Annotated in this window: 23 protein-coding genes (1 of these 23 only partly in view); 15 read left to right on the forward strand and 8 right to left on the reverse strand. The window is 64.6% G+C overall.

Annotated elements, in window-relative coordinates; translation table 11 throughout:
* Positions 1–238: the beginning of an enoyl-CoA hydratase gene (locus tag L0U84_RS17605; protein ID WP_233851438.1), read on the reverse strand. Its footprint begins 539 nt before the window's first position; only the first 238 of its 777 coding nucleotides appear in the window; it begins with the start codon at positions 236–238; its stop codon lies off the left edge, out of view.
* Between the two features lie 137 nt (positions 239–375).
* Between L0U84_RS17605 and paaN the strand changes: the two genes are divergently transcribed.
* The 4 genes from paaN to paaK all read left to right on the forward strand — a co-directional run bounded on the left by paaN (position 376) and on the right by paaK (position 4,917).
* Positions 376–2,076 (forward strand): phenylacetic acid degradation protein PaaN, encoded by a 1,701-nt coding sequence (gene paaN, locus L0U84_RS17610; protein ID WP_233851439.1) that lies wholly within the window; start codon positions 376–378, stop codon positions 2,074–2,076.
* 169 nt (positions 2,077–2,245) lie between these two features.
* Entirely contained in the window at positions 2,246–3,037 is a 792-nt protein-coding gene (gene paaG / locus L0U84_RS17615; protein ID WP_233851440.1) for a 2-(1,2-epoxy-1,2-dihydrophenyl)acetyl-CoA isomerase PaaG, read from the forward strand.
* Between the two features lies 1 nt (position 3,038).
* Entirely contained in the window at positions 3,039–3,500 is a 462-nt protein-coding gene (gene paaI, locus L0U84_RS17620) for a hydroxyphenylacetyl-CoA thioesterase PaaI (protein ID WP_233851441.1), read from the forward strand.
* Between the two features lie 112 nt (positions 3,501–3,612).
* Positions 3,613–4,917: a phenylacetate--CoA ligase PaaK gene (gene paaK, locus L0U84_RS17625; RefSeq protein ID WP_233851443.1), complete on the forward strand. Its 1,305-nt coding sequence runs from the start codon at positions 3,613–3,615 to the stop codon at positions 4,915–4,917.
* Between the two features lie 199 nt (positions 4,918–5,116).
* Here the strand turns inward: paaK and mltA are convergent, their stop codons facing one another.
* The gene (mltA, locus tag L0U84_RS17630; protein ID WP_233851445.1) at positions 5,117–6,235 is read right to left on the reverse strand and encodes a murein transglycosylase A; all 1,119 of its coding nucleotides are present in this window, start codon (positions 6,233–6,235) and stop codon (positions 5,117–5,119) included.
* 28 nt (positions 6,236–6,263) lie between these two features.
* Here mltA and L0U84_RS17635 point away from each other — a divergent pair, with 28 nt between their 5' ends.
* Positions 6,264–6,425: a hypothetical protein gene (locus L0U84_RS17635; RefSeq protein WP_233851448.1), complete on the forward strand. Its 162-nt coding sequence runs from the start codon at positions 6,264–6,266 to the stop codon at positions 6,423–6,425.
* A 144-nt stretch (positions 6,426–6,569) separates the two neighbouring features.
* Here L0U84_RS17635 and apaG read toward each other — a convergent pair whose 3' ends face one another.
* Positions 6,570–6,944 (reverse strand): Co2+/Mg2+ efflux protein ApaG, encoded by a 375-nt coding sequence (apaG, locus tag L0U84_RS17640; protein WP_176110233.1) that lies wholly within the window; start codon positions 6,942–6,944, stop codon positions 6,570–6,572.
* Between the two features lie 328 nt (positions 6,945–7,272).
* Here apaG and rpe point away from each other — a divergent pair, with 328 nt between their 5' ends.
* The 8 genes from rpe to L0U84_RS17680 all read left to right on the forward strand — a co-directional run bounded on the left by rpe (position 7,273) and on the right by L0U84_RS17680 (position 14,668).
* Positions 7,273–7,956 (forward strand): ribulose-phosphate 3-epimerase, encoded by a 684-nt coding sequence (gene rpe, locus L0U84_RS17645; RefSeq protein WP_129959024.1) that lies wholly within the window; start codon positions 7,273–7,275, stop codon positions 7,954–7,956.
* Positions 7,957–7,963: 7 nt separating this feature from the next.
* Positions 7,964–8,680: a phosphoglycolate phosphatase gene (locus L0U84_RS17650; protein WP_233851451.1), complete on the forward strand. Its 717-nt coding sequence runs from the start codon at positions 7,964–7,966 to the stop codon at positions 8,678–8,680.
* Positions 8,681–9,056: 376 nt separating this feature from the next.
* Positions 9,057–10,550 carry an anthranilate synthase component I gene (gene trpE, locus L0U84_RS17655; RefSeq protein ID WP_233851453.1) on the forward strand — a complete coding sequence of 498 codons (1,494 nt, stop codon included), beginning with the start codon at positions 9,057–9,059 and terminating at the stop codon, positions 10,548–10,550.
* 13 nt (positions 10,551–10,563) lie between these two features.
* Positions 10,564–11,181 (forward strand): aminodeoxychorismate/anthranilate synthase component II, encoded by a 618-nt coding sequence (locus tag L0U84_RS17660; RefSeq protein ID WP_233851454.1) that lies wholly within the window; start codon positions 10,564–10,566, stop codon positions 11,179–11,181.
* A 19-nt stretch (positions 11,182–11,200) separates the two neighbouring features.
* Complete coding sequence (gene trpD / locus L0U84_RS17665; RefSeq protein WP_233851455.1) at positions 11,201–12,232, forward strand: anthranilate phosphoribosyltransferase; 1,032 nt, start codon at positions 11,201–11,203, stop codon at positions 12,230–12,232.
* Positions 12,233–12,250: 18 nt separating this feature from the next.
* Positions 12,251–13,036 carry an indole-3-glycerol phosphate synthase TrpC gene (gene trpC, locus L0U84_RS17670; protein ID WP_233851456.1) on the forward strand — a complete coding sequence of 262 codons (786 nt, stop codon included), beginning with the start codon at positions 12,251–12,253 and terminating at the stop codon, positions 13,034–13,036.
* A 62-nt stretch (positions 13,037–13,098) separates the two neighbouring features.
* Entirely contained in the window at positions 13,099–13,725 is a 627-nt protein-coding gene (locus L0U84_RS17675; RefSeq protein ID WP_233851457.1) for a CYTH domain-containing protein, read from the forward strand.
* 109 nt (positions 13,726–13,834) lie between these two features.
* Positions 13,835–14,668 (forward strand): uracil-DNA glycosylase, encoded by an 834-nt coding sequence (locus L0U84_RS17680; protein WP_233851458.1) that lies wholly within the window; start codon positions 13,835–13,837, stop codon positions 14,666–14,668.
* Positions 14,669–14,796: 128 nt separating this feature from the next.
* Here the strand turns inward: L0U84_RS17680 and L0U84_RS17685 are convergent, their stop codons facing one another.
* From L0U84_RS17685 to L0U84_RS17705, 5 genes are all read right to left on the reverse strand, one after another.
* A complete protein-coding gene (locus L0U84_RS17685; protein ID WP_233851459.1) occupies positions 14,797–15,393 on the reverse strand; it encodes an FMN-dependent NADH-azoreductase in 597 nt (198 codons plus the stop codon).
* Between the two features lie 192 nt (positions 15,394–15,585).
* The gene (locus L0U84_RS17690) at positions 15,586–17,376 is read right to left on the reverse strand and encodes a M61 family metallopeptidase (protein ID WP_233851460.1); all 1,791 of its coding nucleotides are present in this window, start codon (positions 17,374–17,376) and stop codon (positions 15,586–15,588) included.
* A gap of 145 nt (positions 17,377–17,521) precedes the next feature.
* A complete protein-coding gene (locus tag L0U84_RS17695) occupies positions 17,522–18,247 on the reverse strand; it encodes a DsbC family protein (RefSeq protein ID WP_233851461.1) in 726 nt (241 codons plus the stop codon).
* A 204-nt stretch (positions 18,248–18,451) separates the two neighbouring features.
* Positions 18,452–19,624, reverse strand: coding sequence for a UbiH/UbiF family hydroxylase (locus tag L0U84_RS17700; RefSeq protein WP_233851462.1), 1,173 nt, complete (start codon positions 19,622–19,624; stop codon positions 18,452–18,454).
* A gap of 234 nt (positions 19,625–19,858) precedes the next feature.
* Positions 19,859–20,227 (reverse strand): hypothetical protein, encoded by a 369-nt coding sequence (locus L0U84_RS17705; protein WP_233851464.1) that lies wholly within the window; start codon positions 20,225–20,227, stop codon positions 19,859–19,861.
* A gap of 268 nt (positions 20,228–20,495) precedes the next feature.
* Between L0U84_RS17705 and ychF the strand changes: the two genes are divergently transcribed.
* Together ychF and ugpB are read left to right on the forward strand one after the other, a co-directional pair.
* Positions 20,496–21,590 (forward strand): redox-regulated ATPase YchF, encoded by a 1,095-nt coding sequence (gene ychF / locus L0U84_RS17710; RefSeq protein WP_233851466.1) that lies wholly within the window; start codon positions 20,496–20,498, stop codon positions 21,588–21,590.
* A gap of 263 nt (positions 21,591–21,853) precedes the next feature.
* Positions 21,854–23,179: a sn-glycerol-3-phosphate ABC transporter substrate-binding protein UgpB gene (gene ugpB, locus L0U84_RS17715; RefSeq protein WP_233851468.1), complete on the forward strand. Its 1,326-nt coding sequence runs from the start codon at positions 21,854–21,856 to the stop codon at positions 23,177–23,179.
* The last annotated feature ends 7 nt before the right edge of the window (positions 23,180–23,186 follow it).

Here is a 23,186-nt window from a genome sequence, read left to right on the forward strand (position 1 = left end):
TGTATACATCCATATAGGTGTATGACGCCATCATGCCAATATCCGCGCCGGCCGCGAACGCTTTCTCACTTCCCGTCACGACGATTGCACCAATCGACTCGTCGCCGTCGAACACGCGCAATGCGGCGCCCAGTTCGTCCATCAGCGCGTCGTTCAGCGCATTCAGAGCCTTCGGACGATTGAGCGTGATCAGTCCGACTCGTCCTCGCGTCTCCACCAGAATGTTTTCGTAAGCCATGCCACCTCCATAAGGGTTAATCGCACGCGAAAAACGCTTCGCGCATCACTCATAGTGATGCTACCATTCCCCAACCAACCGGTCGGTCAATTATTCGACAGGCTTTTCCCCAACGTACAGCCGAGCCCATCTTTGCTATGACACATCCGCTATTCACCAAGCACGAAGACACGCTGCATAAAGCGCTCGCCGCGCTCGAAACGCGCGGCTACTGGAGCCCGTTCATTGAGATGCCCAGTCCGAAAGTGTACGGGGAAACAGCCAACGCGGACGGCGAAGCCGCGTTCAAGGCGCTTCTCGACAAGACGTTCGATCTAGGCCAACCGTCGACTGGAGAAACCGTCGGCGCGGAAGTCTCTCCGTTCGGCTTCCCGCTCGGCGTGCGTTACCCGAAAGCCGATCCGAACGCGCTCATCGCCGCATCCGCCGCGGCGCAACGCGATTGGCGCGCGGCTGGCCCGCAGGCATGGATCGGCGTGAGCCTCGAAATCCTCGCGCGTCTGAATCGCGCCAGCTTCGAGATCGGCTACAGCGTGATGCATACGACCGGTCAGGCGTTCATGATGGCCTTCCAGGCAGGCGGCCCACACGCACAGGATCGCGCGCTCGAAGCGGTCGCGTACGCGTGGGACCAACTGCGCCGCATTCCCGCCGACGCCCACTGGGAAAAGCCCCAAGGCAAAAACCCGCCGCTCGCGATGCACAAGCGCTACACCGTCGTGCCGCGCGGCATCGGCCTCGTGCTCGGCTGCTGCACGTTCCCGACGTGGAACGGCTATCCGGGCCTGTTCGCCGATCTGGCCACCGGCAACACGGTGATCGTCAAGCCGCATCCGGGCGCGATCCTGCCGCTCGCGCTGACCGTGCGCATCGCGCGTGACGTGTTGCGCGAAGCGGGCTTCGATCCGAACGTCGTCACGCTGCTTGCCACCGACCCGAACGACGGCGCCCTCGTCCAGCAACTGGCCCAGCGCCCCGAGATCAAACTGATCGACTTCACGGGCAGCACCCAGAACGGCACCTGGCTGGAGCGCAACGCGCACCAGGCGCAGGTCTACACCGAAAAGGCCGGTGTCAACCAGATCGTGATCGACTCGGTCGACGACATCAAGGCGGCCGCGCGCAACATCGCGTTCTCGCTGGCGCTGTACTCGGGCCAGATGTGCACCGCGCCGCAAAACATCTATGTGCCGCGCGGCGGCATCCGCACCGCAGATGGCACGCTCAGCTTCGACGATGTCGCCCAGGCACTTGCTGGCGCGGTGCAAAAGCTCGTCGCCGATCCGGCCCGCGCGGTCGAACTGCTAGGCGCCATCCAGAACGAAGGCGTGGTGCAACGCATCGACGAAGCCACCAAACTTGGCCACGTTCTGGCCGCGAGCCAGACGCTCGAGCATCCGTCCTTTGCAGGTGCCCGCGTGCGCACGCCGCTCGTATTGCAACTCGACGCCGCGACCGACCGCGCCCAGTTCACGAGAGAATGGTTCGGGCCGATCTCATTCGTCATCGCGACGGACTCGACCGCGCAGTCGCTCGACCTCGCCGGCGAAATTGCCGCCGAGCACGGCGCGCTGACGCTGGCGGTCTATAGCACGGACGACGCGGTGCTCGATGCCGCGCACGAAGCGTCGATTCGCGGCGGCGTCGCACTGTCGATCAACCTGACCGGCGGCGTATTCGTCAACCAGTCCGCGGCGTTTTCGGACTTTCACGGCACCGGCGCCAACCCGGCCGCCAATGCCGCGCTTGCCGATGCCGCTTTCGTCGCCAACCGCTTCCGTGTCGTTCAAAGCCGCGTTCATGTTGAACCGAAAACGGTGCCGGCGGTAGCTGGCTGAACGGCATAAGACACCGCTTCAACACAAAGCACGACTTCGTCCTATGCCTTTTGGCGGATGGACCGAGTCGTGCGCTCTGACTAATATCGGACATCGAATCGGCATCACACGCCGACGCTAATCGAGCCACCGTGCCCGTCGGCCAAAGAGACTTTGAGGAGACACCCCCATGTCATATGAAGCGATCCGGCTGGACATCGACTCATCGAGCCATGTCGCCACGATCACGCTGAACCGCCCGGACAAGCTCAACAGCTTCACGCGCGCAATGCACCGGGAACTCGGCGCGGCGCTCGACCAGGTCGAAACGTCCGGTGCCCGTGTGCTCGTTTTCACCGGCGCGGGCCGCGGCTTCTGCGCCGGCCAGGATCTCGCCGACCTCGATTTCACGCCCGGCGCAATGACCGACCTCGGCGGCGTGATCGATGAATACTTCAATCCGTTGATCCGTCGTCTGCAAGCGTTGCCGTTTCCGGTGATCGCTGCGGTCAACGGCACGGCCGCCGGCGCGGGCGCCAACCTCGCGTTGGCCTGCGATCTGGTGCTCGCGGCTCGCTCCGCGAGCTTCATCCAGGCATTCGTAAAGATTGGCCTCGTGCCGGATTCGGGCGGCACGTGGTTTCTGCCGCAGCGCGTTGGCATGGCACGCGCGCTCGGACTCGCGATTACCGGCGACAAGCTCAGCGCCGACAAAGCCGAAAGCTGGGGCCTGATCTGGCAAGTGCTCGACGACGCCGAACTTGCTCCGGCCGCGGCAAAACTCGCGGCCCAGCTTGCCCAGCAACCGACGCGCGCCATCGCCGCGATCAAGCAGGCGATGCGTGCCGGGGCGTCGCAAACGCTCGACCAGCAACTCGATCTCGAGCGCAATCTGCAACGCGAACTAGGCGCTTCGCACGATTACGCGGAAGGCGTTCAGGCCTTTATCGAGAAGCGCGCGCCGCGCTTCGAGGGACGTTGAGATGTCCGCACAACCCACCCGCCCGGACCACATGACGCCCGACGAACTCGCCCGCGCTACGGCCGCCGCGATGTACGAAAACGACGCTTGCAGCCGCGCGCTCGGACTCGAGATTCTCGAAGTGCGCCCCGGCTATGCGCGGCTGCGCATGGCGGTGCGCGACGACTTCCTGAACGGCCATCAGATCTGCCACGGCGGCCTGATCTTCACGCTCGCCGATTCGACCTTCGCGTTCGCCTGTAACACGTACAACATCAATACGGTCGCGGCCGGATGCTCGATCGAGTATCTGCGGCCGGTTCACGGCGGCGACGTGCTGAGCGCCGAAGCGGTCGAGCAGACATTGAGCGGGCGCACGGGCATCTACGATATTCGCGTGACGAATCGCGCCGGCGAGACCGTCGCAATGTTTCGCGGCAAGTCGGCGCAAATCAAGGGCAACCTGATTCCCACCGGCGACTAACAATTAGCGGCGGCAAGCCAGAGCCGCCCACGCGAACAGCGATCCGCGTGACTCTCTGGCGCCAACGCGTTACATATCAGACTCAGATACCGAGGCAGCAAGGAGACATTCGATGAGCACCGCTCTTCCGCTCGATCCGATCGAGACCGCCAGCCGCGACGAGCTCGCCGCGCTCCAACTCGAACGGCTCAAATGGTCGCTCACCCATGCGTATGAAAATTCGCCGGTGTATCGGCGCAAGTTCGACGAAGCCGGCGTTCATCCGGGCGATGTCAAGTCGCTCGCGGACCTCGCGCGCTTTCCGTTCACGACGAAAAAGGATTTGCGCGACAACTATCCGTTCGGGATGTTCGCCGTGCCGCAAGAGCAGATTTCGCGAATCCACGCATCGTCCGGGACGACCGGCAAGCCGACCGTCGTCGGCTATACGGCGCGCGACATCGACACGTGGGCAAATCTCGTCGCCCGTTCGGTGCGCGCCGCCGGCGCGAAGCGCGGCGACAAGGTGCACGTGAGCTACGGCTACGGTCTCTTCACGGGCGGCCTCGGCGCACACTACGGCGCCGAGCGCGCGGGGCTCACCGTGATTCCGTTCGGCGGTGGCCAGACCGAAAAGCAGGTGCAACTGATCCAGGATTTCCGACCGGACATCATCATGGTGACGCCGAGCTACATGCTGTCGATCGCCGACGAATTCGAACGCCAGGGTATCGACCCGGCCAGTTGCTCATTGCGCATCGGCATCTTCGGCGCCGAGCCGTGGACCAACGATATGCGCGAGGCGATCGAAAAGCGCATGGGCATCGATGCGGTCGACATCTATGGTCTCTCCGAAGTGATGGGCCCGGGCGTCGCCTCGGAGTGCGTCGAAACCAAAGACGGCCCGACGATCTGGGAAGACCATTTTTATCCCGAGATCATCGACCCCGAAACGGGCGAGGTGCTGCCCGATGGCGAACTCGGCGAGCTCGTGTTCACATCGCTGACGAAAGAAGCGCTGCCGATCATCCGCTACCGCACGCGCGATCTCACGCGCCTGCTGCCGGGCAGCGCCCGCACGATGCGGCGGATGGAAAAGATCACGGGCCGCTCGGACGACATGATGATCGTACGCGGCGTCAATGTGTTCCCCACACAAATCGAAGAACTGCTGCTCAAGCAGCATGCGCTCGCGCCGCACTACCAGATCGTGCTGACGAAGGAAGGACCGCTCGACGTGTTGACGCTGAACGTCGAACCGTGTCCGGAAAGCGCGCCGGATACGTCCGCGCTGACCGCCGCGAAAAACGCGCTGGCCTATGACATCAAGGCGCTGATCGGCGTGAGCGCGGTGGTGAACGTGCTGGCTGTGAATGGAATCGAGCGCTCGGTGGGCAAGGCGCGACGCGTGGTGGACAAGCGCAAATCGGGGCTCTAAGTCGGGTAACGGGCAACGACGGGCAACGACGCGCAGCGTAAGAGCCCAACAAAAATTGGCGTCACGCACGGATCCTGATCCAAACGTGACGCCGATTTCAATGACACCTATTGATGGCTACGCGCCCGCCTCAAACCCGCCTCGCCAAACCCGCTGCCACTCAAACCGCAGCCACGCTTGCGCCCCCTTCCCAACCGCTTCACGAATTCGGCAGCAGCAACCACATCCGGCCACCCTGCTTCATCTTGCCAGCCAGATCACCGGCATCGTCGCCGAGGCCCCAGAAGTAGTCGGCGCGCACGCCACCTTTGATCGCGGTGCCTGTGTCCTGCGCGAACACGAGCCGGTTCATCGGCGAATTCGTCAGCGGCCGCGTGGTCTGCAGGAACACCGGTGTGCCGAGCGGAATCGCGCTCGGGTCGACCGCAATCGAGCGCTCTGGCGTCAGCGGCACGCCGAGCGCGCCGATCGGGCCGTCCGCGCCGCCGCTCGGCATACTTTCGGCCGACGGCATCTCGCGGAAAAACACGAAGCGCGGATTGGTGTCGAGCAGACCGTCGACGCGCGTCGGATTCGCGCGTGCCCATGCCTTGATGCCCTGCATCGTCGCCTGCGCGGGTGTGATCTCGCCATGATCGAGCAGCCAGCGCCCGATCGACTTGTATGGCTGATTGTTGGTACCGCCAAAGCCGACGCGCATCACACTGCCATCTTCCATCACGATGCGCCCGGAACCCTGCACCTGCAGAAAGAACGCTTCGATCGGATCGTCGACCCACACCAGTTCGTTGCCGCTGAGCGCGCCCGAGCGTTCGAGTTGCGCACGCGCCGGCAACGGCGCCCCCGCGCGAGATCCGGCGGGCCAGCGGTACAGCGCGGTCTGATACACGCCGTGCCGCGTGCGCGAGCCCCGCAGCAGGGGCTCGTAGTAACCGGTGACCAGACCGTCGAGCGTGCCGTCGCTATTCGCCAGCTGGAACGGCGTGAAATAGGCTTCGAAAAAGGCACGAGCGCTGGTCACATCGAGATCGTCGATTTGCGCGGCCGCCGCGCATGCACGCGACCAGTTCGGCTGTCGCGCGAGCCTCGTGCAGTTTTGCCGCAACGCGGCCGTCGCGCCGATCAGCGAGTCGTCCTGCCAGCCCGGCACCTGCTGCCACGCAACCGCGGTCAAGCGCGCCGAGGCAATCTGGCCGGGGATGATCGCCGCGCCGCTCGGCGGTGAAGGCCGGATCGCGCCGCCACCACCGCAGGACGCGAGCAACACCGCAACCGACAAGGCACCGAGCCAGGCGCCGGCCCGGCGGACAAAACGCATACAATGTTCGTTCTTGATGGAAACCGCCATGTCTGATCTGTTCGACGAATACCCGATGCTCATCTTCGCGCTGGAATCGCTGCTCGCGCTGTTCCTGCTCGTCTTTATCGTTGTATGGACGTCGTCCGGCAAGAAAAAAGCGAGGCGCGCCAAATCTGCGGAACGGTCCCAGCAGCAAAAGCCGCAGTGACCCTGGCCTGAGGGCCGCAAGCGGAACCGCGCCCCCCTCGGGCATCAAGCGCTCGCCCGAGCGCTCGTTCAACTACCCACTCAACTGCCTGCTGCGCCGCGCGCCCATGCGAATTCACTAAAGACCGCGCAGCATTGCGCCGGTTCAATGCAAGGTTCGCGGCATGCGCAACACGAACTCCGGCACCGGCGCCTCGAAGCGCTCGCCATCCTCCGCCACGCAGAAGTAATCGCCTCGCATCGTGCCGACCGGCGTCGCGATCACGGCCCAACTCGTGTATTCGAAATGCTCGCCCGGTTTGAGCAGCGGCTGATGACCGACCACGCCCAGGCCTTTGACTTCCTGCACAGTGTTCTCGCTGTCGGTGATGATCCAATGACGTGCGATCAACTGCGCGGGCACCTGGCCGGTGTTACGGATGGTCAGCGTGTAGGCAAAGGCGTACTGGCGACGCTCCGGGTCCGATTCTTCGGGCAGATATTGCACCTGCGCCGAGACGCTGAATTCGTACTGGCTCATCCTGATTCCGGTCTGATCAAACGTGCTGTGAAAAATCGTGGAAGGCCCTAACGCCAATGGTCTGCGGATGCAGCGGCGATGCGGCGCTCATGGAGTGGCATTCTGCTTGATGCGCGGCATGGCCGCAACCGGACACGCCTTTCGGCCAGGAGCGTCTAAGACGTTGGGACACGGGTGCCTGGCCACGCCGCTTCTCCATACCGATTTTTCGCCGGCACTTCGCGACGTTTCATCGCGCGATTCCGCCACGCCCAACCGTCGTCCGCGCCCCAGACCGCAAGCGCAAAAACGGTAAAATGGCGCTTTCCCGCTTGCATCCGCCCCCGTCATGACGCAATTTCGCATCGCCCCCAGCATTCTCTCCGCCGATTTCGCCCGTCTGGGCGAAGAGGTCCGCAACGTCGTCGCCGCGGGCGCCGACTGGATCCACTTCGACGTAATGGACAACCACTACGTGCCAAACCTGACCATCGGCCCGCTCGTTTGCGAGGCGATCCGCCCGCACGTCGACGTGCCGATCGACGTGCACCTGATGGTGCGTCCGGTCGACCGGATCGTGCCGGACTTCGCGAAAGCCGGCGCGAACCTGATCAGCTTTCACCCGGAGGGCTCGGATCACATCGACCGCACGCTGTCGCTGATCCGCGACCACGGCTGCAAGGCCGGTCTCGTGTTCAACCCGGCGACGTCGCTGAACTATCTCGATCACGTGATGGACAAGGTCGACCTCGTGCTGATCATGTCGGTGAACCCGGGCTTCGGCGGCCAGTCGTTCATTCCCGAGGCGCTCAACAAGCTGCGCGAAGCGCGCAAACGCATCGACGCGTACAACGAGCGCACCGGCCGCGACATCCACCTCGAAGTGGACGGCGGCGTGAAGGTCGACAACATCGCGGAGATCGCGGCAGCCGGCGCGGACACGTTCGTGGCCGGCTCGGCAATCTTCGGCCAGCCCGATCACAAGGTCGTGATCGACAAGATGCGCGCTGCCCTCGCCACCGTCCAGCGCTGATCCGACAATGACTGCTCCGTACCCCACTCCGGCCTTTACCGGCCAGCGCCTCGAAGCCGCGATCATCGACCTCGACGGTACGATGATCGACACCGCCGACGACTTCACCGCCGGCTTGAACGGCATGCTCGCGCAACTCGACGCGGAAGAAACGACGCGCGAGGAAGTGGTCGGCTATGTCGGCAAGGGTTCGGAGCATCTGATCCGCAGCGTGCTCGCACCGCGCTTCGCAGCCGAGCACGCGCAAGAGCGCTTCGACGAAGCGCTCGCGATCTATCAGGCCGAGTACGCGAAAATCAATGGCGTGCACACGCGGCTCTATCCGGACGTCGAAGCCGGTCTGCGCGCGCTGCGCGACGCGGGCCTGAAGTTGGCCTGTGTGACCAACAAGCCGCACCGCTTCGCACTCGAGCTGCTGCAGCAGTACGGACTCGCGCAGTATTTCAGCGTCGTGCTCGGCGGCGACAGTCTCGCGAAGAAGAAGCCGGACCCGCTGCCGATGCTCACCGCCGCCGCGCAACTCGGCGTCGAGCCGAGCGCGACGGTCGCGATCGGCGACTCGGAAAACGACGCGCTGGCGGGCCGCGCGGCCGGCATGGCGACGCTGACCGTGCCCTACGGCTACAACCACGGCCAAGCTATACAAACGATAAAATCCGATGGTATAGTTGCCTCGCTGCTCGACGCCGCAAGGGCGATCGCAGCGCACCAATCCACGACTTAACAGTCCTTCATCCTCATGTTTCTGAATAAAAAACGGAGTCTGATTAGCATCGACCGGGGAGCCTGGCCCTGGCGTCGCTGGTCGCGCTAACCTCGCCTGAGGTACGCTGAAGCTCGTCTTCGGCAACCGTTTTTTACTTCGCTGCGCTTACGCGCTTCTTCCATCGTCTTATATTTGCGCTGCTGCATCGGCTGATTGGGCCTGCGTGTACCCGCAAGGTACCGTTGCTCATCCGCACCGCTCGCACGCGCCGATGGAAGACCCGCGCCGGTCGGTATTATCGTGTCGAGAACGTCGACCCACGGCCTGACCGGAGGCGCTTCGCCCCGCTTTGCCCGACGCTTGCTGCCGCCGGACCACCGTACAGGATCGGAACATGACCGAACTCGAATTCCAGTCCCTCGCTAACGAGGGTTTCAACCGCATCCCGCTGATCGCGGAAGCGCTCGCCGACCTCGAAACGCCGTTGTCGCTGTACCTGAAGCTCGCCCAGACCGAGCGCAACGGCGCGAACTCGTTCCTGCTGGAGTCGGTGGTGGGCGGCGAACGCTTCGGGCGCTATTCGTTCATCGGCCTGCCGGCGCGCACTCTTGTGCGCACCCGCAACGGCGTATCGGAAGTGGTGCGCGACGGCAAGGTCGTCGAAACGCACGATGGCGATCCGCTCGCGTTCATCCAGCAGTTCCATGCGCGCTTCAAGGTCGCACAACGCCCTGGGCTGCCGCGCTTCACCGGCGGTCTCGCCGGCTACTTCGGCTATGACGCGGTGCGCTACATCGAGAAGAAGCTCGCGCACAGCGCGCCGAAAGACGACCTTAACCTGCCGGACATCCAGCTGCTGCTGACCGAGGAAGTCGCCGTCATCGACAACCTCGCGGGCAAGCTTTATCTGGTGGTCTACGCGGACCCGACCCAGCCCGAGGCCTATACGAAGGCGAAGCAGCGTTTGCGCGAACTGCGCCAGCGGCTGCGCGTCACGGTCGAGCCGCCGGTCGTGTCGTCCAGCGTGCGCACCGAGATCTACCGCGAATTCGCGAAAGACGATTACCTGGCCGCCGTGCGCAAAGCCAAGGAATACATCGCCGCCGGCGAACTGATGCAGGTGCAGGTCGGCCAGCGCCTGACCAAGCCGTACCGCGACAATCCGCTGTCGCTGTATCGCGCGCTGCGCTCGCTGAATCCGTCGCCATACATGTACTACTACAACTTCGGCGACTTCCACGTGGTCGGCGCGTCGCCGGAAATTCTGGTGCGCCAGGAAAAGCGCGGCGAGGATCGCCTCGTCACGATTCGCCCGCTCGCCGGCACGCGTCCGCGCGGCAACACGCCCGAGCGCGACGCCGCGCTCGCGACCGAGCTGCTGAACGACCCGAAGGAAATCGCCGAACACGTGATGCTGATCGACCTCGCGCGCAACGACGTCGGCCGCATCGCGCAGATCGGCTCGGTCGTCGTGACCGACAAGATGGTGATCGAGAAATACTCGCACGTGCAGCACATCGTCAGCTCGGTCGAAGGCAAGCTCAAGAAGGACATGACCAATTTCGACGTGCTGCGCGCCACCTTCCCGGCCGGCACGCTGTCGGGCGCGCCCAAGGTGCGCGCGATGGAGCTGATCGACGAGCTCGAGCCCGTCAAGCGCGGGCTGTACGGCGGGGCGGTCGGCTATCTGTCGTTCACCGGCGAGATGGATCTGGCCATCACGATCCGCACCGGCGTGATCGCGAACGGCAATCTGTATGTGCAGGCGGCCGCGGGCGTGGTCGCCGATTCGGTGCCGGAATCCGAATGGCAAGAGACCGAAAACAAGGCGCGCGCGGTGATGCGCGCGGCCGAGCAGGTCCAGGACGGCCTCGATAGCGACTTCTGACCGGAGACACACCATGCTGCTCATGATCGACAACTACGACTCGTTCACCTACAACCTGGTGCAGTACTTCGGCGAACTCGGCGAAGACGTGCGCACCTACCGCAACGACGAAATCACGCTCGATGAAATCGCGAAGCTGAACCCCGAGCGCATCTGCCTGTCGCCGGGCCCGAGCAATCCGCAACACGCGGGCATCACGCTCGACGTGCTGCGCGAATTCTCCGGCAAGACGCCGATTCTCGGCGTGTGCCTCGGCCATCAGGCGATCGGCGAGGCGTTCGGCGGCCGCGTCGTGCGCGCGCAGACCATCATGCACGGCAAGGTCAGCACGATCGAAACCGACTGCAAGGGCGTGTTCGCGGACCTGCCGAAGCATTTCACGGTCACGCGTTACCACTCGCTCGCGATCGAACGCGAATCGCTGCCCGACTGCCTCGAAATATCGGCATGGACCGAAGACGGCGAAATCATGGGCGTGCGCCACAAGGAACTGGCCGTTGAAGGCGTGCAGTTCCACCCGGAGTCGATCCTGTCCGAACACGGCCACGCGCTGCTCGAAAACTTCGTCAAGCAGTCGAAGCTCGCCGTCGGCGGCAAGGCCCCGAATCACGCTGCGTCCCGCAATGCCTGACCCAAAGAGAGACGAGATCATGTCCATTACGCCCCAGGACGCCTTGCAGCGGACCATCGAGCACCGCGAGATTTTCCACGACGAAATGCTGCACCTGATGCGCCTCATCATGCGCGGCGAACTCTCGCCCGTGATGTCGGCGGCGATCCTCACCGGCCTGCGCGTCAAAAAAGAGACCATCGGCGAAATCACCGCGGCCGCCACGGTGATGCGTGAGTTTGCCCGGCACGTCGACGTGCAGGACAACTCGAACTTCGTCGATATCGTCGGCACCGGCGGCGACGGTGCGCACACGTTCAACATTTCCACCGCGACGATGTTCGTGTCGGCCGCGGCGGGCGCGAAAGTCGCGAAGCACGGCAATCGCGGCGTGTCGAGCAAGTCCGGCAGCGCGGACGTGCTTGAAGCGCTCGGCGTCAACATCGATCTGCAACCGGAACAGGTCGCGGCATCGATCGCGGAAACGGGCATGGGCTTCATGTTCGCGCCGAACCATCATCCGGCCATGAAAAACGTCGCGCCGGTACGCCGTGAACTCGGCGTGCGCACGATCTTCAACATCCTCGGGCCGCTCACCAATCCGGCCGGCGCGCCGAATCAGCTGATGGGCGTGTTCCACCCCGACCTCGTCGGCATTCAGGTGCGCGTGATGCAGCGCCTCGGCGCGAAGCACGTGCTCGTCGTGTACGGCATGGACGGCATGGACGAGGTGTCGCTCGGCGGAGCCACGCTGGTCGGCGAGTTGCGCGACGGCGAGATCCGCGAGTACGAGATCCATCCGGAAGACTTCGGCATGCAGATGGTGTCGAACCGTACGCTCAAAGTCGCCAACGCAGGGGAGTCCAAGGTCATGCTGCTCGACGCGCTCGACAACAAGCCCGGCGTCGCGCGCGAAATCGTCACGCTGAATGCCGGCACGGCACTCTATTCGGCGAACGTCGCGCCCACGATCGCGGACGGCATCGTGCTCGCGCGCGAAGCGATCGCAAGCGGCAAGGCGCGCGCGAAGGTCGACGAACTGGTGCGCTTCACCCAGCAATTCAAGCAGTAATCACGTAGCGAGAAATATATGAGCGACATCCTCGACCGCATCATCGCGGTCAAACGCGAAGAAGTCCGGGCCGCCGAACAAAGCGTGCCGCTCGAAGAACTGCGGCTCGAAGCGTCGTCGCGCGATCTGCGCGACTTCGTCGGCGCATTGCGCGCCAAGCACGCGGCGGGGCTCGCCGCGGTGATCTCCGAAGTGAAGAAGGCGAGCCCGTCCAAGGGCGTGCTGCGCGAGCACTTCGTACCGGCCGACATCGCGCGTTCGTACGAGAAGCACGGTGCGGCGTGTCTGTCCGTGCTGACCGACGTGCAGTTCTTCCAGGGCAGCGTCGCTTATCTGCAGCAAGCGCGCGCCGCGTGCCAGCTGCCGGTGATCCGCAAGGACTTCATCGTCGATCCGTATCAGGTCGTCGAAGCACGTGCGATGGGCGCCGACGCGATCCTGCTGATCGCCGCCGCGCTCGAAACCGCCGAGATGCAGGACCTCGAAGCGCTCGCGCATTCGCTCGGTCTCGCGGTGCTCGTCGAAGTGCACGACAGCGATGAACTCAAAGAAGCGCTGACGCTGAAGACGCCGCTGATCGGCATCAACAATCGCAATCTGCGCACGTTCGAGACTTCGCTCGACACGACGCTCGGTATGCTCGACGCGATTCCCGACGATCGCATCGTCGTGACCGAGTCGGGCATCCTGTCGCGCGACGACGTCGAGCGCATGCATGCGCACAACGTGCATACCTTCCTCGTCGGCGAAGCGTTCATGCGTGCGGACGAGCCGGGCGTGGAACTTGCGCGGATGTTTTTCTGAGCGCCGCATCGACGTATCGACGTCCCGGCCGCAGATAAACACTCGCAACAAGGAATCGCACGATGAGCATGGAACGCGAAATCAAGCTGGCGCTGCCTGCTTCGCAGGTGCAGGCAGCGACGCAATGGTTCGCCGCGCGCGCCGGCAAGGACGGACGCGCGATCAAGCTCGTGAACATTTACTTTGATACGCCGCAATTGACGCTGGCGTCGTCGAAGAGCGCGCTGCGTCTGCGGCAGACGCCGGACGGCTGGCTGCAGACCTTCAAGACGGTGGGCACGGCGACCAACGGCTTGCATCGCCGGCACGAATGGGAAATGCCGGTCGGGGGCGCGAAGCTCGAAATCGAATCGTTGCTGAGCGCGTGCGACGAACCCGCCGCCGCGGACGCTCTGAAACAGGCCGCGCCCGCGCTGATTGAACTGTTCCATACGAATTTCACGCGTACGCTATGGCTGCTCGACACCGACGGTGCTCAGATCGAGGCGGCGATCGATCAGGGCGACGTGCTCGCTGAAGTCGAAGATGAAGCCCGCCGCGCGCCGATCTCGGAGATCGAGCTCGAACTGAAGTCGGGCGACGAAGCGGCGCTTCACACGCTCGCCGCCGAACTCGGCAAACGGATTGCCGGCCTCGCGCCGGACGACATCAGCAAGGCGCAGCGCGGCTATCTGTTGCGCGCGGGTTGAGCGCGGGTTGAGCGTGGGATGGGCGAGGTTTGGCGGAAACCCGCGGCGCCGTATAAGCTCGCGCCGCGCAACTTGAGCTAGTCCACGTTTGCTGCGACACTTCCCCGCCATGACCTCCGCTTCCCGTACCCGCTCCAGTTCGCCGCAGGCATCGTTGTTCGACGACGCCGCGGCAGCCCCCGCCGCTGCGCCCGCCACGGCCCCGGCCGATTCGACCACCGCCCCGCCCACGCTCGAAGCCCAATTCGCGGCGCTGCCCGCGGCCTGGCGTGCGCATTTGAAACCCTTCACCGACAGCGACACCTACGCGCCGCTGTGCCGCTTCGTCGACGGCGAGCGTGCCGCCGGCAAAACCGTCTACCCGGCCGACGTGTTCCGCGCGTTGCGCCTGACGAGCCCCGACGAAGTCAAAGTCGTGATCCTCGGCCAGGATCCCTACCACGGCGAAGACCGCGGCACGCCGCAGGCGCACGGTCTCGCGTTTTCGGTCGCGCCGCACGTGCGGCCGCCGCCGTCGCTGCGCAACATCTTCAAGGAAATTGCCGCGAGTCTCGGTCACGAGACGCCGCAGCACGGTTGCCTCGACAGCTGGGCCAAACAGGGCGTGCTGCTGCTGAACACGGTGCTGACCGTCGAGCGCGACAGCGCCGCGAGCCACGCGAAACGCGGCTGGGAAAAATGCACGGACACGCTGATCCACGAACTCGCGACGCGGCATCAGAACCTCGTGTTCATGCTGTGGGGCGCGCATGCGCAGGCGAAGCGCGCGCTGCTCGGCGGCACGTCGCACTATGTGCTGGAGGCGCCGCATCCGTCGCCGCTGTCCGCGCATCGCGGCTTTCTCGGTTGCGGGCATTTCGCGAAGGCGAACGAATATCTGCTGGAGCACGGCCGCCAGCCGATCGACTGGCGTCTGCCGGATGACGCGCAAATGCTTGCGTGACAACGTCGCCGTCGGAAAACCGCGAAACAGAACAAAAACGCCACGATGGGCGAACCCATTCGTGGCGTTTTTTCGTTTCACGCCCTTGCGCCGCCTCGAAGCGGCGCAACGCGGGAGGACGAACCCGCTTAAACCGCGGCGATCGCTTCGCGCGCCGAGCTGAGCGCGGCGTCCGCGGCGTCCGGGCCCATGTTCAGGCCTTCGGCGTAGATGAAGTTTACGTCGGTCATGCCGAGGAAACCGAGGAAGCTCTTCAGGTACGGCGTCTGGCTATCGTTCGGCGTGCCGAGATACTTGCCACCGCGTGCCGACACGACGTGGACCTTCTTGCCCGTCACGAGGCCTTCCGGACCATTCGCGGTGTAGCGGAACGTGATGCCCGCACGCGCGATGAAGTCGAAGTACGTCTTCAGTTGCGACGAGATGCCGAAGTTGTACATCGGCGCGCCGATCACGATGACGTCGGCGGCTTGCAGTTCGGCGATCAGCGCTTCGCTGCGCGCGGCGATCGCGGCTTGTTCCGGCGTGCGCTGCTCGGCCGGCGTGAAAAACGCGCCGAGCACGGCGTCGTCGAGGTGCGGCAACGGTTCGGCTTGCAGGTTACGGACGACGACTTGCGCGCCCGGGTTCGACTGTTGCAGCTTTTCGGTCAGCTCGTTGACGAGAAGCGTCGAATTCGCGCCTTGCGAACGGGCTGCCGAGTTGATTTGCAGGATCGTGGTCATGGTTGACTCCAGTAGGGGGCGCGCTGTGTTGCGCGAGTGGAGCCATTGTGTTTTTTTACCGGCCGGCGAAAAAGCCGTCCGGCAGCGACGGATTGTTGCATGGGTAGAACAATCCCCCGCCCTCCTCCGTCGATTGACGACGGGACGGGCGACGATGGGTGGGCCGCCCGATGCGGCCCACCGCCGCGCCGATTACTTCGCCAGCCAGCGCTCGCGGGCTTTGCGCTCGGCGGGACGTTGATCGCTGACCGCGAGCTTGTAGCGCGCCACTTCGGGACCGTCGAGCTTCACCTGCATGACGCGCAACTCGTCGCGGCGGAACGCGTGCACCTCGACCTTCGCGCCCGGCTGGTAGCGCGTCAACAGAGCATCGATATTCCCACCGGTCACGCGCAGGCCATCGAGCGCGATCAGCACATCGCCGGCGGACAGGCCCGCCTTCTGCGCGGCGCTGCCTTCGTGCACGGTCGCGAGCGCACAATCCGCGCCGCCGCGCAGCCGCACGCCGAGCGACGGCTTGCCGTTTTTGTCGAGGTCCGGCGCGAGCGTCACGCCGAACGGCGCGAGCAGCGTATCGAGCGCCAGATCGCGCGTGCCGCGCACGCCCTCGGCGAACAGTTCGGCCAGTTGCGCGCCGCTCGCTTCCGCGAAAATCGCCTCGATCTCGCCTTCGTCGACGCCGACCGGCTTGCCGCGATAAAAATCACGGCCAAAACGCTTCCACAGCAGACGCATCACGTCGTCGAGCGACTTCTGGTTGTCGGTCTGCGCGCGGATCGTCAGGTCGAAGGCAAGCGCGATCAGCGAGCCCTTCGTGTAATAGCTGACGATCGCGTTCGGCGCGTTCTCGTCCTGCCGGTAGTACTTGACCCACGCGTCGAACGAGCTTTCGGCGACGCTCTGCTTCAGCCGCCCGCTGCCGCGCTGCACGCCGCCGATCACCTTGCCGAGCAGCCCGAAATAGTCGTCCTGCGAGATCACGCCGCTGCGTACGAGGATCAGGTCGTCGTAATACGACGTGAAGCCTTCGAACAGCCACAACAGCGACGTGTAGTTCTCGACACTGAGGTCATATGGCGCGAACACGGCCGGCTTGATCCGCTTCACATTCCACGTGTGGAAATATTCATGGCTGCACAGACCGAGATAGGTCCGGTAGCCCTCGCTCATCGCGTCGCGGCCCTGCACCGGCAGATCGGTGCGATTGCAGATCAGCGCGGTCGACGCGCGATGCTCGAGGCCGCCGTAACCGTCGGTGACGGCCTGCGTCATGAACACGTAGCGCTCGACCGGCGCCTGCTTCGACTTCGGTTCGAACAACGCGATCTGCGCCTCGCAGATGCGCTTGAGGTCCTTGCACAATCGCTCCATGTCGAGTCCGATCACGCGACCGGCAATCACGACGTCGTGCAGCACGCCGTGCGCCTTGAACGTCGCGAGCGCGAATTCGCCGAGCGTCACAGGATGGTCGACCAGCTCGTCGTAGTTCTGCGCGCGGTACTCGCCGAAGCCGTAGCGCTTTGTGCCGCGCGCTTCCGGCAACGCGGTCGCGACGCGCCAGTCGCGATACTCGGCGCCCTGCGGCTTCTGGATATCGACCACGCACTGCGCGTCTTCGTGGCCGAGCGGCGACAGGAACACGCTCGTGCCATTGAAAAAGCCGATGGTGTCGTCCAGATGCGCGGCGCGCACCGACATGTCCCATGCGTACACCTCGTAGCGCAGCGTCAAGGCGCCCTTGACCGGCGCCGCTTGCCACGTGTGCTTGTCGATCTTCTCGACGCGCACCTTGCGGCCAGCGTCGTTGACCGCGCGCAGCGTGACGATGTTGCGCGCGAACTCGCGCACCATGTAGCTGCCCGGAATCCATACCGGCAGCATGAAACGCTGGCCGGCCGGATCAGGATCGGCGACGGTCACGGTAACTTCGAACAGGTGGGCGGCGGGATTATTCGGAACGATGGTGTAGCGGATCGGCTTCATCGGCGGCGCTTGGGAGTGTCAGGAGAGTGAGGCGAAGAAGTTCGGGACTCGATGCGAAAGGAGGCGCTGCGTGCGCCTCCTTTCGTTTGAACGTTGCATCTGTTGCGCGCCCGGGGCGTGCGTGGCGCTGCGTGCAGCGCGCTGTTCAGTGCACGGCCGACAGTTCCTTGTCGAGCCGGTCGGCCGGCACCGCGCCGGGCAGACGGCGGCCGTCGGCGAGGAACACCGTCGGCGTGCCCTCGACGTTCATCGAACGGCCGAGCGCGAGGTTCTTGTCGATCGCGCCGGTGTCGCAGGTGGCCGCGGCGGTCGGCGCCTGACGATCCTGCATCCACGATTCCCAGGCCTTCGCGCGATCGGCCGAGCACCAGATTGACTTCGACTTGGCCGTTGAATCCGGCGACAGCACCGGGTACAGGAACGTGTAGACCGTCACGTTGTCGATCGACAGCAGCGTTTTTTCGAGCTGCTTGCAGTACGGACAGTTCGGATCGGAGAACACCGCGATCTTGCGCGCGCCGTTGCCGCGCACCACCTTCACCGCGTTGCCGAACGGCAGGCTCGCGAAGTCGATGCGGTTGGTTTCCGACAAGCGAGCCTCGGTCAGATTCTTGCGCGTCTTCGAGTCCACCATGTCGCCGAGCATCAGGTAATCGCCGCTCGCATCGCTGTAGACGATCTGCGTGCCGAGGTTCACTTCGTACAGGCCCGCGATCGGCGACTTCGACACGCTCTTGATCGTCACGTCGGACAGACGCGATTGCAGCGTGGCTTTGAGCTTGTCGGTGGTCTGGTCGGCCTGCGCCGAGCAGCCGAGCGTGGCGGCAGCAATCGCGAGCGCGGCGGCGGCGATGCGAAAGGTCTTTTTCATGCTGGAGTCCTGGGTCAGTCGCGCAGCGTGCGCGTTTATTACGTTCCGGCCGCGCGTTTCGGCCCGCCTATCGGTTCAATCAGGCTCGATCAGGTTGATCGGGATCGGATTAGGGGCGGATCGCAGCGCGTCGATCCGATCATGATACCTGTCCCGGGCGCCCGTGGCCGGCCATCGGCTATCCGCGCGGCGCCTCCTCGAGGTTTACCCCAGCGCGGCCGACACCAGCCAGCGCTTGATGAACGGCTGCCCACCGACGAACGCCATGCCGGTATTGCGCACGGCGCGCGCGAGCGGACCGGGCACCGAGAACAGTTTCTGCAGGCCGTCGGTGGCGATCATCAGCGCGCGGATGTCTTCGCGACGCGCACGTTCATAGCGACGCAGCAGCACCATGTCGCCAAGATCGCGGAACGACTCCTTGTTGCCGATCGTGCCCGCGAGCGCGGCGACGTCGCGCAAGCCAAGGTTCATGCCCTGCCCAGCCAGTGGGTGGATCAGATGCGCGGCATCGCCGACCAGCGCGACGCGCGGCGCGACGAGCCGGTCCACGGTCTGCAACGCGAGCGGAAAGCCCTGCGCGGGCGTCACGCAGTCGAGCGCGCCGAACTGTTCACCGCTCACGTGCTCGACTTCGGCGGCGAGCCGCTCGGGATCGAGCGCGAGCAACTGCTCGGCGTGTTCGGTGCGGGCCGACCAGACCAGCGACACGTGGCCGTCCGGCATCGGCAGCAACGCGATGATCTCGCCGTCGCGGAACCACTGATACGCGGTTTCACCGTGCGGCTTCGCGGCCTTGAAATTGGCGACCACGCCGGTCTGCCGGTAGTCGCGGCGCACCATCTTCGAGCCGATCTGCGCGCGCACCCACGAGTGCGCGCCGTCCGCGCCGACCACCAGGTCCGCTCCGAGCACGCTGCCGTTCGCGAGGCCGACGCTCGCGCTGTCGACGGAGAAATCGAGCGCCTGTGCGCGCGTGTCGATCCACGTGAGGTTCGGCTGGAAGCGCAGGGCGGCATCGAGCGCGCGTTCGATCACCGACGACTCGACGATCCACGCAAGCTGCGGCACCGATGCCTGAAACGCGGAGAAATGCAGCTCGGCATGCGCGTCGCCGTAGACGCGCATGTCGTAGACGGGACCGAGCCTTGTGTGATCGAGCGCCTGCCAGACCCGCAGCCGTTCGAGCAACGCCTGCGAACTCGACGACAACGCATAGACGCGCGAGTCGAAGACGGCACCGGCGGGCAGCGCCGCGCAAGGCTGCGCGAGCAGTGCAACGCGCAGTCCGCCTTGCGTGAGCGCGAGCGCCGCGGTCTTGCCGACGAGCCCGCCGCCGATCACGACGGCATCAAAGGTCTGGTGGTGTGCGTTCATGCGCGCATTATAGCCGCGGGGGGTGCGGGGGACGGATCGACGGGCGCGGCATTTGGGCTCTGTGCGCGGGGCCTCGCGGGCCCGCGCCGGACATCGTGTTGGGTCGCAGCGCGAGGTTGTCGGCGGGACTGCGCGGCTCTGACGCCGGCCGCTGGCGCGACCCGCGCTTCAGGCGTTGGCGGTCACGCGCATTTGCGTGCCGTGCGGGTGGGCGCGCGGCCGCGATGCGTCGTGCTAATGCGCCGCGGCGCTCGCCGCGAGCGCCGCGTTCGCCTCGCGCATGCGCATGAAATCGCGATCGGAAGAAAGGATGCGCCACGCGGCCGCTTCGAGCTCGGCCTTGCGATCGCGCTGATCGCCACGCACCGCGCAATCGGGGAACACGCGGTCGAACACGTGCCACAGCGAGTCGGAATCGTTCTTGTCAGCGAACCGCGCGATGTCGGCGCGATCTTCGCGCGACAGATGGACAGTCAGGCAATCGATCGTCTGACGGTCCGTGGTGGCCTGTGCTTCGTCGAAATTCGGCGCGACCCATGTCGCAACAACGCCCACCACGATCGCGGCGACGACGCCGACTCCGACCCATTTGATGATTCGCACGCTGTTCCCCCGGAAATTGAGCTCTGCCGGCTCTGAACTGACGATTCTACCGTGGCTTTGCGCAAATCCGCCGGCCGGTACGCGCGGGCGAACGGGTTACAATTGCGCTTTCCGTGAAAACTCGCACCCAATCGTCGAGCCAACGCCCCGATTCGGTGACGTGTCCGCTCCGCTGAGCCTGCCGCGCCCCACCCTACGCGAAGGCTTGCCGAATCCGCGCGCAGCGTCGAGCGCATCACGCAACCTACTGATTCACTGAAGGATTTCCATGAGCCTCCAATGCGGCATCGTCGGCTTGCCTAACGTCGGCAAGTCCACCCTCTTCAACGCGCTGACCAAGGCGGGCATCGCCGCCGAAAACTATCCGTTCTGCACGATCGAGCCGAACGTCGGCATCGTCGAGGTGCCGGACGCGCGTCTGAAGGCGCTCGCCGAAATCGTCAAGCCGGAGCGCATCCTGCCGGCCGTGGTCGAGTTCGTCGACATCGCCGGTCTGGTCGCCGGCGCGAGCAAGGGCGAAGGCCTCGGCAACCAGTTCCTCGCGAACATCCGCGAAACCGACGCGATCACGCACGTCGTGCGCTGCTTCGAGGACGAGAACGTGATTCACGTTGCCAACAAGGTCGATCCGCTGTCGGACATCGAGGTGATCAACACCGAACTCGCGCTTGCCGACCTCGCCACCGTCGAGAAGGCGCTCGCGCGCTATTCCAAGGCGGCCAAGTCGGGCAACGATAAGGAAGCTGCGAAGAACGTCGCCGTGCTGGAGAAGGTCCGCGCGCAACTCGACCAGGCAAAGCCGGTCCGCGCGCTCGAACTGACCGATGAAGAAAAGGCCACGCTCAAGCCGTTCTGCCTGATTACCGCGAAGCCGACCATGTACGTCGCCAACGTGAAGGAAGACGGCTTCGAGAACAATCCGCACCTCGACGCGGTCACGAAGTTCGCTGCCGCTGAAGGCGCGCCGGTCGTGGCCGTGTGCGCGGCGATCGAAGCGGAAATCGCCGACCTCGACGAAGCCGACATGGAAGTGTTCCTCGCCGACATGGGCATGCACGAGCCGGGGCTGAACCGCGTGATCCGCGCGGGCTTCAAGCTGCTCGGCTTGCATACCTACTTCACCGCCGGCGTGAAGGAAGTGCGCGCATGGACTATCCACATCGGCGACACGGCGCCCAAGGCGGCCGGCGCAATCCACACCGACTTCGAGCGCGGCTTCATCCGCGCGCAGACGATCGGCTTCGACGACTACATCACCTACAAGGGCGAACAAGGCGCGAAGGAAGCCGGCAAGATGCGCGCGGAAGGCAAGGAGTACGTCGTACACGATGGCGACGTGATGAACTTCCTGTTCAACGTGTAAGCGCGAAACGTCCTCCGCCTGCGCTCAGCAAAGCCCGCTTCTTGCGGGCTTTTTTATTGCAGTCGCCTGTATGTAGCGGAGCGCCGCGGATCTCGTCCGGCCGCCGCTTTATTTCCTTTCCGTGACAGCCAATGCTAAATTTCGGCTTCCGGCACGCCACCACCCATGACGCGCGCCGCCCGGCATCCGACGCCGGAATGTCATCGAACACAAATAGAATCGCGCGATTCGCGTCCGCGCCCTTCCGAACAGGAGATAAATCGATGAATTACAAGCCGCTGTTCCGATCACTATCCGTCGCCGCCGTATTGAGCATCGGCGTCAGCCAGGCGGCCCACGCCGCGACCGAGATCCAGTTCTGGCATGCGATGGAAGCCGCACTGGGCGAACGCCTGAACGACATCGCGAACGACTTCAACAAATCGCAGAGCGACTACAAGATCGTGCCCGTGTTCAAGGGCACTTACGACCAGACCCTCGCCGCCGGCATCGCCGCCTATCGCAGCGGCAACGCGCCGGCGATCCTGCAGGTCTACGAGGTCGGCACCGCGACGATGATGCAGGCGAAGAAAGCCATCGTCCCGGTCACCGAGGTATTCAAGGACGCGGGCGTGCCGCTCGATCAGAAAGCCTTCGTGCCGACCATCGCCAGCTACTACAGCGACTCGAAGACCGGCGAACTGATCTCGATGCCGTTCAACAGCTCGACGCCGGTGCTGTACTACAACAAGGATGCGTTCAAGAAGGCCGGCCTCGATCCGAACCAGCCGCCCAAGACCTGGGCCGAGCTGCACGTCGACGCGCAGAAGCTGAAGGCCTCCGGCATGTCGTGCGGCTACTCGTCGGGCTGGCAGAGCTGGATTCAGCTGGAGAACTACAGCGCGTGGCATGCGGCGCCGTTCGCGTCGCGTAACAACGGCTTCGACGGCATGGACGCACAGCTCGAATTCAACAAGCCGCTGCAGGTCGCGCACATCCAGTTTCTGCAGAGCATGGTGAAGGACGGCACCTTCACCTATGTCGGCCGCAAGGACGAGGCGATGTCGAAGTTCTATAGCGGCGACTGCGGCATCATCACGAACTCGTCGGGCTCGCTCGCGACGATCAAGAAATACGCGAAGTTCACTTTCGGCACCGGCATGATGCCGTACGACGACAGCGTGAAGGGCGCGCCGCAGAACGCCATCATCGGCGGGGCGAGCCTGTGGGTGCTGTCGGGCAAGGACCCGGCCGTCTACAAGGGCGTCGCGAAGTTCCTCGCGTATCTGGCCACGCCGCCGGTCGCCGCGAAGTGGCATCAGGACACCGGCTATCTGCCGATTACGACCGCCGCATATGATCTGACGCGCCAGCAGGGCTTCTACGAGAAGAACCCGGGCACCGAGACCGCGATCCGCCAGATGCTGAACAAGCCGCCGCTGCCGTTCACGAAGGGCCTGCGTCTGGGCAACATGCCGCAGATCCGCACCGTGATCGACGAAGAACTCGAGCAGGTGTGGGCGGACAAGAAGACGCCGCAACAGGCGCTCGACTCGTCCGTCGCGCGCGGCGACGACCTGCTGCGCCGTTTCGAAAAGGCCGGTAACTAAGCATCGC

Origin of the sequence: Paraburkholderia sp. HD33-4 (assembly GCF_021390635.1) — a bacterium.
In the GTDB taxonomy this organism is placed as follows: domain Bacteria; phylum Pseudomonadota; class Gammaproteobacteria; order Burkholderiales; family Burkholderiaceae; genus Paraburkholderia.